Here is a 15,272-nt window from a genome sequence, read left to right as displayed (position 1 = left end):
CATACCTTCAAACATCACTTCCTCTCACAAATGACAGATATCAAAACAAATAGAAAAAGGAGTAGCAAAATCATCCTCATTGGATGACTCCGCTACTCCTTTTTCGTTATGAAAATATTTTAAGACTCGATGATTCAACGTTATTTGAATACTTTCAATTTCCCTTTTATCAGATATTGTGATTTGATCAATCATCAACCTCATTAACTGTTTCATTTGTTCGTTGGTCAATTGTTTTTTTAATCTCGTATGAAACTCTTTCATTATGGCTGCTACAACATTATAATCTATTGGTTTCGTTTGGCTTTCACCTAACTTCTCTGTAATGAGGCGCATTCTTTCCTCTAGCTTTTCTTGTTCAGAATTGATGATTTTCAATCGATTTTGCAAATCTAATTTAGTAATTGTCCCGTCCTCGTAAATCCCAATTACTTTTTGTTTCTTTGATTGCAGGTTTGATAGATCAATTTTCAACTGTCTATATTGTTTCTCTAATTCAGGCATTTCATTCTTTTCACTATTATTGAGTTTAGAAAGAATAGCATTAATAACCTTCTCATTATTCGCCACTTTAGAAATCTGATTCAAAACATATTTGTCTGCATAATCAGCACGCACTCCATTTGATTGACATACAGTAGACCCTTTATTCTTCCACGCACCACAAACATAATATTCTAATATTCTTTTTGTTCCATCTTTTCTCTTATTGGTTGTTCTTCCTATAACCATTCCTGATCCGCAAACAGGACATTTCATAATGCCCGTTAAAGGGAATTTGCCATTATGGATTCGATTTGGTTTTCCCGATTTACTTTTCATAATAGATTTTGTCTTTTCCCATGTTTCTTCGGTAATGATTGGCTGATGTTTGCCTTTCTCTATGACTGGATGAGGATTAATATTATTGCGTCTCTTTTCTTCCCAATCTCTTCTTACATTAAAACGAATCATGCCTACATATAATGGATTTGTTAAAATTGTTTTTATCGCTGATATTGAAAATGATTTATTCTTTTTAGTTGTGAAACCTTTTTTATTCAAATGATTAGCAATAGATTTATAGCCATGACCTGTGTTATACATGTGAAATATTTCTCTTACTATTGACGCTTCTTCCTCATTAATGACCAATTTAGATTGTTTTCTTTTACGGTTATCATCAAAATGACCAACCACATCGTAGCCAAGAACCTGTCCACCGTTCCATGATCCTTCTCTTGCTCTTGCAATCATTCCCATCTTTACGTTCTCTGCTATGTTCGCTCTTTCAAACTCGGCTATAATCGCCATCATTTGGAATTGCATAACACCAGATGGCGTTTCGGTTTCATGACGCTCTGTTAAAGAACGAAATGAAATATGCTTCTTCTTTAACAAATCAACGATAGTTAACAAATCTAACGTTTTCCTTGAAAATCGATTCATTTTCCAAACAAGAACCATATCAAAGGCATGTTCATTTGCATCTCTAAGTAATTGCTGTAATGCAGGTCTGCCTTTTATTGATTTGCCACTTATACCTCTATCATCATAAATTTTGAATACCTCATATCCTTCACGATCACACATTTCTTTCAAAACTCTAATCTGTTCTTCAATGCTATACCCTTCCTCAGCTTGTTCTGTTGTTGATACTCTCACATATAACGCAGCCTTTTTCCGTTCTAATGTCGTATTTAGATCCATTATTGGTCTTGTCGAATTATTCATCTTCCTTCCTCACTTTTCTTTGATTCTTTGTCAATATCACTAATCGCTTCTCTTACAACATGAGTCATCATTTCTATAACAATATCAGAATCTTTATTCTTATCTTCGTAAAATAAATCCATTATCCTCATCCTTTTTTATGATATATATTTGAACAATATATTAATTCATTCAGTTAAATAAAAGGGGGAATGGGGGAAAATCCCCCCTGCTGCTTCTCATATAAAATTCTCATATGGCTTTTCTAAAGATAAAATATCCTCAGAAAAAACAATACAGATCGTATAAACACCATTTTTTGATTGATTACTCGCTCCCTTTATATTTTTACGAATTTTCAGTTTGTTATTTTCGTGATGTAGCACACCTTTTTCTTTTAATGCATGTAGTACCAATTTGTCATTTGGATACCCCAATTGAGTTACAGCTTCTTTAAATACGTTGGACAAAGTGTATACGTATGTTTTACCTTTTTCGTATTCAATTGTGCCCCAAACTTCAGAGACACCTCCACTAGACCCTTTTTGATAATATTTTCTACTATGTTGAATGACATGGTCCATAAACTGTCTATGAAAATTTTCACCAATATTTCGATCTGCACAAGATTTATTCTCTTGATCAATTAGCATACTCTTAATCTGATCACGACATAATTTATATCCAAATCCTTTTTCTAAAAGATCAACAGTTGTTAATATAAGAGACATTTTTCCAGAAATGCGATCAACTAAATGACTAACAGGCATCTCTTTTTTTAATTCTTCTTTATTTCTTTCTAGCAACTCTTCCAATTCCATAGATGGATAACGATTAAGGAGTCTTGCAAATGCTTCTCCAAAGAATCCATAGTTTTGTTTCACTGCCTTTTTCACATTTTCTGCATGATTGGCATCTTTAAACCAGTTGATCCCTTCAAATTCAAACAATCGAACCCGAAGCCCAGCATTTTTTTCTGCTCTATTAATAATGGATTGCTCTCCAGTGGTTATAATCGTTGTACACCACGTGCCACTTTTCTTCATGGTGGAATCTTGATTAAGGCGTGTTCGCTCTTGATTTTGTGAAAATTCATAAATAAGGGAGCTTAATTTCTTGCTTTCCATCTCATTCATCGTTGTTTCATCGAAGACGATTGGCATTCCAAAGTTGCCAGTCAACGAGGAGATGAGAGCATTTTTTGTTCCATTAAAAGAACGGATAAGACCTTGATGATTATTGTTAGGATTACCAAAAGGTGATACTGCAAGCATACTAGCGGTAGTCTTGCCAGTAGATGAGAACCCATGGATGTGACACATGAGCGACCAATCCCATAATGATTCACCTGACTGATTAAGAAATCCTAACAATGAAGCAGAGAGACCTATGCAAAACATTAGCTCGAGAGGAGCATGTCCTAAAACGTACTCTTTTAATAAATCTTCGTACCCTTCAAGAGATCCCTTTGGTTGTAAATTGATTTCACCCGAATACCTTGATTCAATTCCATTATTATCGATAAGTGAATGGCTTTTATAGTTCATAAATCCGTTTATTCGATCCCATCCTAATCCTGTATGGAAATATCTTGGATGAATGCTCTTCTCGTGCTCACTAAGGAATGAAAAGACTTCTTTTGTCTTTTTATCACCAATAATATCCATGCCTTGATTCAAAAATTTCTTTGTGTTTTTTCCATCTAAATCCGATCTTTCAATATCCATTATGATCCAACAATCAATTGACCAAAAACTGATTTTCATTTTTAATTCGCCTGTCTCTAAACAGCGTTCTATGGATTTCATTTTAGCTGCTTTGGAGATATATCTGTATTCCTCCGTTTTTTTATCAAATTTAAATAACTGATTCCCTTGAACACGATAAGGGAATAATTCAATGTCCTCACTGGGTGGTACTAGTATAACTGGTTCACAATTTTTACGTATCATAAATGTTTCCTCCTAATGTTTGACTGTATAGCTGATTGTATAATCAAACAAAAAAAATAACACGGACGTTTTTTTTAGAGGTTTTTGATCAAAAATTGTCCTTGACAGGTAATATTCAGCAAAAAAGACAACCCTATTATGATTGTCTTTTTATGTCTTGCATTATTCCTGCTGCTTTTTTCATATCTATTTCCATTAATCGAGTTTCTTCTAAACTTTCATAAAATCTTTTTCTCGCCTCATTAAATTCATGTTCATATAACTCAAGCAAGTTTATCTTAGGCTCAATATAATCTATCTTCATATTTAATTCAGTAAAGAGGTCTGTAAACATAGTTGCTTCAAATTCCTTAATTTTGTTTCTAGCTTTAGAAGTGTATTTATTAGAACGTAAATTTTCTTTATGTTCCTTGTTAGTATCTATAAATTCTTTGTGTGTGAACTTTTCTTGTGCATTCCCAATAATTTCATGCACTTGATAAAATAAATCTTGATAATTATCTTCTTCATATTTGTTGAATTTATCTTTTCCAGATAGAGTGCTATCCAATTGCATCTTTAATACTTTCTTGAAAAAGTTGAATACTCTTTCATTTTCAGGCTTAAAAAATACTTTAATAACCTCAGCATATATCTTAAAATTTTCTTTGTTTATTCGTAATTTTTCCCCTTTTTTTCGTTGTCTTCCCATAAAAAACTCGATTTTAATTAAAAACCGTTCAATTTTTTTCCGATCTGCTTCTAGACTTCTTAAATGATTCTCTTTTGAATAATCTTCTTTATATACTTCTTTAGTCAATTCAGTAATACCATAGCTCCCCAATAATTCTCTCTCCTTTAATTATGCTGTGACTATAGTAACACAAAAAATCAAAGACCTTATTTTTAATTAAAGAAAAAGATGGTTTGCTTCTTCATATGCATTAATCACAAACCATCATCTCTAGTTCTTTTTTGGATTGCTCATTAGATAACAGCTATTTTTTTATCGTATATTCTTCTCCCATCTTTTAAGCAAATTAAATAGAGTGGTTGATTCGTTATTGCCTTGTAAGCAATACCTATCAACCACTCTGATTCTTCTTTATAAATGTATGTGTGAATTAAAACAGGATTCGGAAGTGATTCTAAAACATGACTTGGAAAAAGAGCATTATCAAGTTCGTCATGATACAGCAATACTGTCTCGTTTCCTAAATTGTTCAATTCTATTGTTACTCCAAACCTCTTTTTAAATAAATGAAGTAATTGCTCTTTTTCCAATTACTCACACCTTCTCTCTACTATAGGGAACTAACTTCCATTGATTCTTTAATGCTGGATATAGAGGATGAAAACCTCTCCTTCCAGAACTAGATTCTATCTCTAAAACATTTGCTTTGTTATCAAGTAATAAAGCTAAAATCATGTCTAGTCTTTTCATCGCTCTCTTATTGATACCAGCACCTTTCCCAATCGCAATAATTACATCATCCATATTTTGGATAACTTCTTGTATGCATTTCATATTTGTCGTTATAGATTCTTTTGTTTCTTTTCCTTTGATTGTAGGGAACAGATTTACAATATTTACACTACCATAACCCAATTTAAAGAGATTATTCGTAACATACATGGTTGTGTGATCTAACAATATTTCATTTGCTTTGCCTGCCTTTTTCATGATGACAAGAGCCTTTTTCTCGTACTGATTCCATTCTTTTTTTATTAAATACTTATTGTTTAAATTACCATCGTAAATAACTTCTGTCCTTATCATATTTTTGATTATTTTCATTTTTCCGCTCCTATCGAATACATCCTTTTTCGTTTAGATTTGTATATTTTCCATCGCCTATAAGTAAGTGATCTAGGAAAGCAATTCCCATAAGTTTACCGACTTCAACAAGACGTCTAGTCACCTCAATATCTTCTCTCGATTCTGTTATGTCTCCAGAGGGGTGATTGTGAGCTACAATTATACTTGCTGCGGAAGATAATATTGCGGATTTCATGACCTCACGAGGACTTACAAGAACAGCGTTCAAGCTACCAATATGACAGACATTTATAGCTATTGGTTGGTTTTTTGTATCAAGTGATGCCACAATGAAATGCTCCCTGTCTTTATCCTCCAAGAAACTTTTAACCAATTCGTACGCATCCTGAGGTGAGCTGATACTTTTACTTTCATAAAGGATACTGGACTCTCTTACCAATTTAACCGAAACATTGTTAACCCTTTTTGCTGGAACTTTGTCATTACTCACTTTCATACTTCCTTTCTTAAATAAAATAAATAAACCTCACCCCATGGAAAGAGGTAAGGTTTATTACAAGTTAATAATATATATTTAGAAAATCAATATTTTCAGTCTTTGTGTTTTATAATCAAGTTTTACTGCATTATGATATACAAAATGATGTTTTAAGCCATATTCTCCATTTAATAATTCCGGTAAAAATAATTTCATATTGCTTACAACACCAGTGTTTTATTCATTAAGTATCCGCTCAATATTTTTCCATATATTCTTCTAAAACAAGATGAAAATTACTATAATATGTACTGGTTTTTTCATAACTGGGTCAATTTTAGTAAGATGTATGACACCCTTATGGAAATCTTAAGTTAACAAAGAGCTAGTGAGAAAATCATTAGCTCTTTGTTTAATTTTTAGATAAGCTCTAATTGAACGTCTTCTTCATCTTCAGTAATATTCCCTCTAACTGCTATATCATTTACATCTCCATTAAAAACATTGTTTGGAGATATAACTAATGCCTCATTTATTTGATTTCTCAGATTTTCTGTAGCGCCCATATGATAGAAATGCCCTTGAGTAACAACTTCTCCATGCCATTGTTCAAGATAATCATTAGTTCTAAACTCACTACTTGCCCACATAGACAGTGCATACCCTACATTTAATTCTTGGGTAATTGTTGCTAAATCATTTGCATCTTCTTCTGTCCACTGGTTAAAATAGTCGGCAAATCTTCCAATATAGGGAGGGTCTAAATACATAAAATCACTTTCGACAACATTGTTCAATGTTTCTCTCCAGTCCTGGTGTAAAAAAATCCAATCTTTCCCATACATAATCTCAGATACCCATCCTACTTGATTTGCAATTTTTGTAATGTAAGCTTGTCTAAAACGCTCAGGTTTCTTACAGAAAGGTACATTAAAACCACCTTTTTTGTTAAATCTCATCACACCATTGAAACATGCTCTCGATAAAAATAAGAAGTCTAGAGAATTCGGATTTTCATTAAATCTCCTTCTGACCTCATAATAGTAACTGTTTGCGTCTACACCTGTTTGCTCAAGCTGCTGTCCTTGTTCAAATAAAAACTCTCTAACTACATTCGGTGTAATAACACCATTTTGAATGTCTTGATAAAATTTAATTATATGAGGATTGCTATCCGCTACCAAAGCACGTTCCGGTTGTACATTAAATAGGACAACTCCAGAACCTAAGAATGGTTCAACCCATCTACCTTCACCGTTCCAAGAAATATTGGTTGTAATAAAATTAATCAATTTAGTTTTGATACCTTGGCATTTTATTGGCGGTACTCTTACATGATTTATATTTAATGGTAACATTTAGTTCTCCTTTATGGTAATATAGTTATAAACGAACATTAGAGGTGATATAATGTCAGAAAACACCCACCAATTTAATTTCATCGATGAATTCTACAAAAAAGTTGATGACATGAATATCGATTGGAATGTTAAAGGGCTAATCGGAAATAACAATCAAGTATACGCTATTGGAAGTGACTCAAAACTTTTAGGGAGAATCTTCGAAATCATTGCAGCCCCTGTAATTAAAAAGATAGCTGAAGAGCATGGCTATATTGTAAGAATTCCAGAAAAACAAAACACCTATCCTGATTTTACATTAATGAAAAGTGAAGATGATACTGAAAAAATTGCCATTGATGTAAAAACAACATATAAAGAAGGCAGTAAAAGACTTGGATACACTCTTGGTTCATTTACTTCTTACCTTCGAAATAACACAAAAAATATTGAATTTCCGTACAACCAGTATAAAGATCACTTTGTAATAGGGTTTCTTTATGATAGAAATGCTGATGCAGAAGAAGGACAAATTACATCTTATGAAAATATAGGACTTCTGGATTTCCCATATTATAACGTTGAATATTTTGTCCAAAGGAAAATCAACATCACTGGACAAAAGAAGGGAAGCGGTAATACCGATAATATTGGTTCAATTTCACTCAGAAATCTTCAAGAATTTAAAGATGCCAACGGTCCATTTGCTTCTCTTCCTGAAAAACTTTACTTACATTATTGGAGAAATTATCCTAAATATACCCAAGCAAATAAGTACTATATAGATTTGTCTACCTACTTTGAGTGGTTAGAGCTATCAATCGATACCGAAACTGACCCAGAAAAGTTGGAAGAACTTCATGATTTACTAAACTATAAGCAAAATTTTTTAGATTGGGAGTCTCATCAGTAATTAATAAAGGACAACTCAGCTCCGATGAGAAAAAGTTGTCCTTTTAATATTTTCTCTATACTATATTTTACTATACAAAAATCAGATTGTCTTCAAAAAACCTCATTTACTTATGATAAGGATCCCCCCGCACAATCCGAAACGCTCGATAAATCTGCTCCACCAGTACCAACCTCATCAACTGATGCGGGAACGTCATCCTCGAAAACGACAGTTTCTCATTCGCGCGCTGCATGACGGCGTCGCTTAAACCAAGGGATCCGCCTATGACAAAACATACCTTGCTTTTTCCGTATGTTGCCAGCTTATCTATTGTATCGGCTAATTCTTCGGAAGTTTTCATTTTTCCTTCGATGGCGAGGGCGATGACGTGGGCGTCTGGGTTGATTTTGCTTAGGATGCGTTCGCCTTCTTTGTCTTTGATGATTTTCATGTCTTGCTCGCTGAGATGTTCGGGTGCTTTTTCGTCTGGGAGCTCAATGATGTCGATTTTCGCATAGGCTTGTAATCGTTTTGTGTATTCGGCTATGCCTTGCTTTAAATATTTCTCTTTTAATTTTCCTACTGTGATAATTGATATATTCACAGGTCATCCCCACCTTAAGAACAAGTTATTCATATAAGTTATCAACAATTGTGGATAAAATTTGTGTATTTTGTGTCCGATCATTCGTTCCCCACTATATATATTGCAGGTTCATCGCACAATTCACAGGTTGTGGATAAGCTGTGTGTATGTTCGATTTTTCTGAATTCTGGCGGCGTTTCGTGATCATCTATGTACATGTCTAATACGGTTTCTATATGTTCTGCACAAGCATAAAGTGATTTGTTCATAAGTTTCTAATTCCTCCAATATGTTGTTTGGTTATTCACAAGTGTTTCGCTCATTGTTCAATATAACCGATTTATTCACATGTTAATAGTCTTTTACCATTTTCCACACCTTTTATCCACAAACCAATAAAAAAGCCTCCACTCCTGTGAAGGCTTCTTCCTATAAAAATGGATTATAAAATCTCGTTCCTCTAACAATTGTAATCACTAGCGACACGATCAGTACCACACCAACAAATATGAACGCCACATAATCTGCTTTTTGAAAGTCTTTCGCCGTAAACCATGTGCGCTTTTTATGCTTTCCAAATCCGCGCAGCTCCATTGCATTGCTGATGGTCTCAATCCGCTCTAGGCTAGAAAAAATCAACGGCATCACAATCGACAGCGCATTTTTAATTCGTTTTCCCAGTTTTTCATTCTTCGATAAATCAATACCTCTTGCTTGTTGAGAAATCGCGATCGTGCGAAAATCCCGCTGAATATCTGGAATATAGCGTAATGCAATCGCTACAGCATACGAAATCCGGTAGCTGACCCCAATTCGGCTAAGCGATGAGGCGAATTCACTTGGATTTGTTGTCACAATATATAAAAGAGCTGCTGGCATCACGGTCACGTATTTGAGCGTAATGTTCAACTGATAGAAAAGCTGTTCAAGTGTGACATTGTACCAGCCCGCAATGTGAAACAGCTCATGCTTTGCTCCGTAAATCGCGACACCTTGCTGGGGGGCAAAGATGTAAATGGCAATGTTGTTGATGACAAGGAAAATCGCCAGAACAATTACTACGAAAGAGATATCACGAAATCGTACGTTTGATAGCTGAAAGAACACGATACTGGCAACTAGCATAAACACTAATACGCCTGTATCATACGTGAGCATCGCTGCGGACGACCAGAGGATAAAGCAAATGAGTTTGGTGGCACCTGTCAGCCGGTGAATCGGTGACGGGCGGTCGATATAAGACAGCATGTCTACAGCCATGTCATTCGTTCCTTTCTGTCTACCTCAATGAAGCGATCCACGAGTTCATTTGGATTTGGCCAGTCTGCTTTCAGCGCCAGTTCATATAGCGACGTTTCCTTTAAGCTCGCCTTTTGAACAAGTAGCTGATCTGTCAGCACTTTGGCCGGTGTATCATCTGCGATTTTTTCTCCATCGGAAATGACAATGGTTCTTTTTGTGTATTCGAGCATCAAATGCATGTCATGGGTGATCATCAAGATCGTGACGCCCTGCTGATTTAATTGCTCTAGAAACGTCATCATCTCTGTGTAATGTCTAAAATCCTGTCCGGCGGTTGGCTCATCTAAAATGATAATTTCTGGCTCTAATACAAGAATTGATGCGATGGTAACGCGCTTTTTCTGTCCAAAGCTGAGGGCTGAAATCGGCCAGTTCCGAAATGGATATAAGCCGCATACTTTTAGGACTCGCTCCACCCGTTCCTTGATGTCGTCTTCCTTTACACCTCTTAAAACGAGACCAAATGCGACTTCATCAAAAATCATTTGTTTAGAAATCATTTGATTGGGGTTTTGCATGACAACGCCGATTCGTTCGGAGCGCTGTTTGATGGTATCTCCTGTGATGTCATCACCAATTAGATGAATGGTCCCTTTTGTTGGCTTTTCAAATGCGCAGAGCACCTTGGATAGTGTCGTCTTGCCTGCGCCATTGGCTCCAGCGATGCTGATCATTTCTCCTTTTTTGACGGTAAAAGAGATGTTGTTCAGTGTGTTGGGTCTTGTCGGATAGTCAAAGCTCAATTCACGTACTTCTAGTAAATCCTGCGCTTCATTCTGCTCGGCTGATGGCTCAGACGCTTCCACCCACTGCTCGATTTTCATTTTTTCCTCATCATTTAAGATAAGATGCTGTAAATTCGCAATTTGATCTCCTGCTTCAATCGGAATGCCTGCATATTTCATGGCTTTTACATATAAAGGCTCACGTAAATACGCCGCTTCTAATACATTTGAGGCGAGCAATTCATCTGGTGTCATATCTGCTGCAATCGTGCCGTCATTGACGACGATGATGCGGTCGACTTGGCGGAAAAGAACATCCTCTAATCGGTGCTCGACCATCACGACCGTTTTTTTCGTTTGTTTTTGTAGTCGATCAATGAGATCGATCACTTCTTTACCTGTTGCGGGATCAAGACTTGCAAGTGGTTCGTCGAACAGCAAAATGTCGACATCATTGACAAGGACGCCTGCGATGGCGACACGTTGTTTTTGACCGCCTGACAGCTCATGGACAGACGATGCCAGCTTACCATCTACCTCTGTTAATTTTGCCGCTTCTTCAACACGTGCTTTCATTTCTTCGCGTGTGACTTGATCATTTTCAAGTGTAAATGCGATATCTTCTCCAACGGTCAGCCCGATAAATTGACCATCAGGGTCCTGCAGCACCGTTCCGACGAGCTGTGATAGGGAGAAAATGTTCTCTTTCTCTGCATTTTTCCCGCCGATGTGAAGACTTCCTTCCATAGAACCTTTATAAGACGCAGGAACTAGCCCATTGATGCAATGGGCTAGTGTGCTTTTTCCCGATCCAGACGGGCCTGCGATGAGGACTTTTTCACCTTCATAGATGGTCAGGTTGATATCTTTCAATGTCGGTTCTGCCTGACTGCGATATTGGAATCCGAAATGTTCGAATTGAATCATCGGTTTCTTCATTTATGTGTTCCACCTTGCTTCATGATGTTTCTTTCGATAGACTGCCGCTTTTGCTTCTCGTTTTCGCATAAGCCGCAATGATGATGGTGCCTAGTACACCAACTGTGATAATGTTTGAGATTCCTGCCACGATGCCTTGAACAAATACTTTGTTCGTAGGTTCTGCATAGATCACAATGTCGAGTACTGGGGCAATGACAAACCAGCCCAATGCTTGTGCGCCTGCCTGTACGGCGTTGAAGAGCGTGATTTTTTTCCAGCCAAAGTCGCCCTCTTCTACTTTTAAACGGTTCGAAATGAAGCCGATCAATAACCCAACAACACCTGAAACGATAATCCAGCTCCACCAAGGGCCGAATGTGGTCGCATCTTTAATGAGATGACCAATAAATCCAATCAGTGCGCCTGCAACAGGGCCAAATAGCACGGCCATTAATGCAAGGAATGCATACGATGTCTCAATTTGTGTATTCGGAATCCCAGTTGGAATGGAGACGAAGCGTCCTAAAATGACAAAGACGGCTGCGCCAATTCCGATGGCAACGACAGTTTTCGTTGAAAGTTGTTTACCTGCCATGATGTATCCTCCTCTTATTCGTATATAATGCGCGGAGCTTTGCGAATCGAAAGGCGCCAGCCTGTGCCTGTACCGATGTTATAAGCCTTTGCAAATGACCCTTGATTGATCGCCACGCCTAAATGATCGAGTGAATTGACATATACGAGTGGTTCGCCTACCTTTAAATCGGCAAAAGATCGTCCATAGGTCATGATATTTTTATACACATTTTTTGGCCCGTTGGCAATGGTAACTTCTATTGCATCCCCATAATTGATTGAAAGCTGTTCAAATAGCGTGTGATGAATGTTTGTCCATAGGTTTCCGAACCGCACGTCTAAAATATCAATTGTCCCTGTGATCACTTCTTCTTTCGCATAAGCCTGTACGACTGGAAGGTGAATAATATCATCAATATTCGCCTTTGGCCCAACCTCTTCAAAAGAAATCACTCCTGAAGCAATTCTCGCCCCTGTATACGCGTAAATGTCTCTCCCGTGGAATGTATGTGATTTTCCCGACTTTGGCAGCCGGTTAATGGTTTCATCTAAATAACGGGCTTCTACAATGCCAATATCCTGTGCAACGTGCGTGAGTGTCCCGTTATCTGGGGTAATGATGTAGTGCGAGCTTGTGGTTTTGACGACAAGACTCTTTCTTTCTGACCCAACGCCTGGGTCAACGACGGATACGAATACCGTCTCTTCCGGCCAGTACGTGACGGTTTGGAGCAAGCGGTAAGATGCCTCCCAAATGTCATATTGCGGAATATTGTGTGTTAAATCAAAAAGGCGGATGCTGCTGCTGACCGTATTTGCCACTCCGTACATAGCGCTGACCGCTCCATCATCAATGCCGAAATCTGATTGTAAAACCAATGCATGTTCACTCATGTCAATCTCCCTTTCATTTGAAAAAATGGATGTGGTGTTTCACGTGGAACATTTGAACATTTGTATGAAAAAAGTGGACAATAAAAAATACCCCATCCTTATCTTTGAATCATAAGGACGAGGTATTTGTCTCGTGGTACCACCTTTATTTACTGTTTGCTCGCGCTAAACAGCCTCTACAAGTACAAAGCTCCAATCTGGCTCATATACTGTGGTTTTGATAACGAGTACCAACTCTCGTCGTGTCCTACTAATATCATAGATATGTTCAGCACGAGGCTCAGAGACCATTTTTCGAATCATTATTTTTGCTTCTTTTCAGCTACCGAAGCTCTCTGTGGAAAAATTGATGATTGTACTTTCTCTCGTCATTGCCTGTTTAACTATCTTGAATTAAAGCTATCATACATGATGTTTTTTGATAAATCAAGATATTTTTCTGAACATTTTCAAAAGTTAGTCAACTGTTGCTGGAAGAGTCTGCTTTTTATAAAATTTAAGCAAATGTTAAAGAGCAAGATATGGTGTCTTTCTTTTCTAGCGGTATAATAAAGATGAAGGGAGGTACAGCGTGTGTGGACCATCTGTATGAATGAGTTTAAGCAGCTCTTCAAAAGCACAAAATCTATTTTAACAATTGTTATTATTTTCATTTTATCTACTTTTGTTTCAACTCTACCGTTTATTGCTGCTCATCAGGACAAATGGGAGCAGGCAAAGGATCCTTATTCCATTGGGAATGAACTGGTGATGTCTCTATTTGGTTTCTTCCTTATTTTCTTATTGTCTCATGATATTTTGAGCCGAGAAATCCATTTGAAAACCATTCGTTTTCTCGTTAGTAAAACCACCCGTTTGAACATTATTATCGGTAAATATCTTGGACTGATGCTATTTTGGCTCAGTTGTATTATGACAACATACGTACTGAATATGATGATTTCACATCGTTTTTTGTTCTCTGATGCATTAAAAATCTTAACCTTTATCAGTGTCGGTATCTCATGTGCTTTATTTTTGTCCATGCTCTTTCCAACCCCGCAGAAATCAATGTTTGTTGGGATGTTGTTTTCCTTTCTTTTCCCGATCGTCAGTATGATATCGGTTCTTTCTTCAGAACGATTGATTCATTGGTTCCAATATATGACGCCTTATTATTATGCGCGCTTGAGTGAACCGCTGACCTATGTACTCATGAATACAGCATTAACCATTGTATTACTTATTGGAACAGCACTCCTATTTCAAAGGAGGGATGTCTAAATGCTACATACAAAAGAACTCACAAAAAAATATCGGACAAAAGTCGCGATAGATCACATTACTCTTGATGTCAATCGAGGCGATATCTTCGGACTCATTGGACCGAAGGGGTCTGGAAAGACGACGTTTTTCAATATCATTACGGGAATTTGCCGGCCAACCTCTGGAACGTTTACGATGATGGATATGCCTTCTTTAAAAAAGGTGAGGCAGCATATCGGTGTTCTGCCTGAATATACGGATTTATATGAAGGGCTGACGGCACTTGAACATCTTGCCTACTTATCAAAAATCACCGGTACGCGCCAGAAAACGAGTGATTATGAAGGGCTGCTCGAATTTGTCGGCTTAGATCACTATCATCAGGAAAAGGTCGGTTCCTTCACACCTGGTATGAAGAAACGACTCGGCATGGCGCAGGCTATCGCCCATCGACCTGAATTTGTTTTACTCGACGAGCCTTTTGCCGATATTGACGCAGATTCGATCTTGCACATTCAGCAGGTCATTGACACGTTAAAACATGAAGGGAAAACCGTCTTTTTAACGGCTGACCGCCCAAGGTTCACAAATAGTATTTGTACCAAAACGGCTTTTATTTCTGAAGGAAAATTAGTGTCCCCCCATACACATCCTCAAGAGAAAACCATCACATCCTCAAACATACGTGCAACCTTCAAGCATGCGTGGATTGATGATGAGGTGAAGCCTGTTCTCACGCAGTACTTACAAACTGTCGGAACAGATCTTGTGATCAGTGATGACGAGACCTCATTGTTAATTCGTTCAGAAGCTCAAGTTCCAGCGATCATTCGCGCTTTCGTGAAATGCAAAGTCGATATATACAGAGTCACGGCTGAAGATGCCATGAGCTCCTCATAAAAAAGCA

At 37.2% G+C, this 15,272-nt stretch carries 17 protein-coding genes and 1 other annotated feature; of the genes, 3 read left to right on the top strand and 14 right to left on the bottom strand.

Annotated features, from left to right (window positions below; translation table 11 throughout):
* Nucleotides 1–24 precede the first annotated feature (24 nt).
* The 8 genes from GPS65_RS00255 to GPS65_RS00225 form a co-directional block, all read right to left on the bottom strand.
* A complete protein-coding gene (locus GPS65_RS00255) occupies nucleotides 25–1,713 on the bottom strand; it encodes a recombinase family protein (RefSeq protein WP_234898358.1) in 1,689 nt (562 codons plus the stop codon).
* Nucleotides 1,710–1,835, bottom strand: coding sequence for a hypothetical protein (locus tag GPS65_RS19590; RefSeq protein WP_260851644.1), 126 nt, complete (start codon nucleotides 1,833–1,835; stop codon nucleotides 1,710–1,712). The genes GPS65_RS00255 and GPS65_RS19590 overlap by 4 nt, the downstream gene beginning before the upstream one ends.
* 96 nt (nucleotides 1,836–1,931) lie before the next feature.
* Nucleotides 1,932–3,644 (bottom strand): DUF927 domain-containing protein, encoded by a 1,713-nt coding sequence (locus GPS65_RS00250; RefSeq protein WP_144459637.1) that lies wholly within the window; start codon nucleotides 3,642–3,644, stop codon nucleotides 1,932–1,934.
* A 136-nt stretch (nucleotides 3,645–3,780) separates the two neighbouring features.
* On the bottom strand, nucleotides 3,781–4,467 hold the full coding sequence (locus GPS65_RS00245) for a hypothetical protein (RefSeq protein ID WP_144459636.1): 687 nt from the start codon (nucleotides 4,465–4,467) through the stop codon (nucleotides 3,781–3,783).
* A 143-nt stretch (nucleotides 4,468–4,610) separates the two neighbouring features.
* Complete coding sequence (locus tag GPS65_RS00240; RefSeq protein WP_144459635.1) at nucleotides 4,611–4,907, bottom strand: hypothetical protein; 297 nt, start codon at nucleotides 4,905–4,907, stop codon at nucleotides 4,611–4,613.
* Nucleotides 4,908–4,911: 4 nt separating this feature from the next.
* Entirely contained in the window at nucleotides 4,912–5,421 is a 510-nt protein-coding gene (locus GPS65_RS00235) for a DUF1643 domain-containing protein (RefSeq protein WP_144459634.1), read from the bottom strand.
* A 10-nt stretch (nucleotides 5,422–5,431) separates the two neighbouring features.
* Nucleotides 5,432–5,899, bottom strand: coding sequence for a JAB domain-containing protein (locus GPS65_RS00230; RefSeq protein WP_161985295.1), 468 nt, complete (start codon nucleotides 5,897–5,899; stop codon nucleotides 5,432–5,434).
* Between the two features lie 401 nt (nucleotides 5,900–6,300).
* Entirely contained in the window at nucleotides 6,301–7,239 is a 939-nt protein-coding gene (locus GPS65_RS00225) for a DNA adenine methylase (RefSeq protein ID WP_144459632.1), read from the bottom strand.
* 52 nt (nucleotides 7,240–7,291) lie between these two features.
* On the opposite strand from GPS65_RS00225, the gene GPS65_RS00220 reads away from it, so the two are divergent.
* On the top strand, nucleotides 7,292–8,134 hold the full coding sequence (locus GPS65_RS00220) for a type II restriction endonuclease (protein WP_144459631.1): 843 nt from the start codon (nucleotides 7,292–7,294) through the stop codon (nucleotides 8,132–8,134).
* A 106-nt stretch (nucleotides 8,135–8,240) separates the two neighbouring features.
* On the opposite strand, the gene rlmH is transcribed toward GPS65_RS00220, so the two are convergent.
* From rlmH to GPS65_RS00190, 6 genes are all read right to left on the bottom strand, one after another.
* The gene (rlmH, locus tag GPS65_RS00215; protein WP_161985294.1) at nucleotides 8,241–8,720 is read right to left on the bottom strand and encodes a 23S rRNA (pseudouridine(1915)-N(3))-methyltransferase RlmH; all 480 of its coding nucleotides are present in this window, start codon (nucleotides 8,718–8,720) and stop codon (nucleotides 8,241–8,243) included.
* An 80-nt stretch (nucleotides 8,721–8,800) separates the two neighbouring features.
* The gene (locus tag GPS65_RS00210; RefSeq protein WP_008360116.1) at nucleotides 8,801–8,971 is read right to left on the bottom strand and encodes a CxxH/CxxC protein; all 171 of its coding nucleotides are present in this window, start codon (nucleotides 8,969–8,971) and stop codon (nucleotides 8,801–8,803) included.
* Between the two features lie 160 nt (nucleotides 8,972–9,131).
* Nucleotides 9,132–9,962, bottom strand: a complete 831-nt coding sequence (locus GPS65_RS00205; RefSeq protein ID WP_119125640.1) for an energy-coupling factor transporter transmembrane component T family protein — start codon at nucleotides 9,960–9,962, stop codon at nucleotides 9,132–9,134.
* Complete coding sequence (locus GPS65_RS00200) at nucleotides 9,953–11,668, bottom strand: ABC transporter ATP-binding protein (RefSeq protein ID WP_119125641.1); 1,716 nt, start codon at nucleotides 11,666–11,668, stop codon at nucleotides 9,953–9,955. Before GPS65_RS00200 ends, GPS65_RS00205 begins: the two co-directional genes overlap by 10 nt.
* 19 nt (nucleotides 11,669–11,687) lie before the next feature.
* A complete protein-coding gene (locus GPS65_RS00195) occupies nucleotides 11,688–12,245 on the bottom strand; it encodes an ECF-type riboflavin transporter substrate-binding protein (RefSeq protein WP_119125642.1) in 558 nt (185 codons plus the stop codon).
* Nucleotides 12,246–12,259: 14 nt separating this feature from the next.
* Nucleotides 12,260–13,120 carry an SAM hydrolase/SAM-dependent halogenase family protein gene (locus GPS65_RS00190; protein ID WP_012011872.1) on the bottom strand — a complete coding sequence of 287 codons (861 nt, stop codon included), beginning with the start codon at nucleotides 13,118–13,120 and terminating at the stop codon, nucleotides 12,260–12,262.
* Between the two features lie 110 nt (nucleotides 13,121–13,230).
* Nucleotides 13,231–13,501 (bottom strand) — a binding site (T-box leader).
* 192 nt (nucleotides 13,502–13,693) lie between these two features.
* Here GPS65_RS00190 and GPS65_RS00185 point away from each other — a divergent pair.
* Both GPS65_RS00185 and GPS65_RS00180 read left to right on the top strand, forming a co-directional pair.
* The gene (locus GPS65_RS00185) at nucleotides 13,694–14,383 is read left to right on the top strand and encodes an ABC transporter permease subunit (protein ID WP_012011873.1); all 690 of its coding nucleotides are present in this window, start codon (nucleotides 13,694–13,696) and stop codon (nucleotides 14,381–14,383) included.
* Entirely contained in the window at nucleotides 14,384–15,265 is an 882-nt protein-coding gene (locus GPS65_RS00180) for an ABC transporter ATP-binding protein (RefSeq protein WP_012011874.1), read from the top strand.
* Nucleotides 15,266–15,272: the final 7 nt, after the last annotated feature.

The sequence above is a fragment of the Bacillus pumilus genome (assembly GCF_009937765.1).
Taxonomy (GTDB): domain Bacteria; phylum Bacillota; class Bacilli; order Bacillales; family Bacillaceae; genus Bacillus; species Bacillus pumilus_O.
Note: the sequence above shows the minus strand (reverse complement) of the source record. Positions and strands in the feature narration are given on the sequence as shown.

Coding starts and splice junctions, on each gene's coding strand:
- GPS65_RS00255 (WP_234898358.1), bottom strand. CDS start 1,713: ATGAATAATTCGACAAGACCAATAATGGATCTAAATACGACATTAGAA.
- GPS65_RS19590 (WP_260851644.1), bottom strand. CDS start 1,835: ATGGATTTATTTTACGAAGATAAGAATAAAGATTCTGATATTGTTATA.
- GPS65_RS00250 (WP_144459637.1), bottom strand. CDS start 3,644: ATGATACGTAAAAATTGTGAACCAGTTATACTAGTACCACCCAGTGAG.
- GPS65_RS00235 (WP_144459634.1), bottom strand. CDS start 5,421: ATGAAAATAATCAAAAATATGATAAGGACAGAAGTTATTTACGATGGT.
- GPS65_RS00230 (WP_161985295.1), bottom strand. CDS start 5,899: ATGAAAGTGAGTAATGACAAAGTTCCAGCAAAAAGGGTTAACAATGTT.
- GPS65_RS00225 (WP_144459632.1), bottom strand. CDS start 7,239: ATGTTACCATTAAATATAAATCATGTAAGAGTACCGCCAATAAAATGC.
- GPS65_RS00220 (WP_144459631.1), top strand. CDS start 7,292: ATGTCAGAAAACACCCACCAATTTAATTTCATCGATGAATTCTACAAA.
- GPS65_RS00210 (WP_008360116.1), bottom strand. CDS start 8,971: ATGAACAAATCACTTTATGCTTGTGCAGAACATATAGAAACCGTATTA.
- GPS65_RS00205 (WP_119125640.1), bottom strand. CDS start 9,962: ATGGCTGTAGACATGCTGTCTTATATCGACCGCCCGTCACCGATTCAC.
- GPS65_RS00200 (WP_119125641.1), bottom strand. CDS start 11,668: ATGAAGAAACCGATGATTCAATTCGAACATTTCGGATTCCAATATCGC.
- GPS65_RS00195 (WP_119125642.1), bottom strand. CDS start 12,245: ATGGCAGGTAAACAACTTTCAACGAAAACTGTCGTTGCCATCGGAATT.
- GPS65_RS00190 (WP_012011872.1), bottom strand. CDS start 13,120: ATGAGTGAACATGCATTGGTTTTACAATCAGATTTCGGCATTGATGAT.
- GPS65_RS00180 (WP_012011874.1), top strand. CDS start 14,384: ATGCTACATACAAAAGAACTCACAAAAAAATATCGGACAAAAGTCGCG.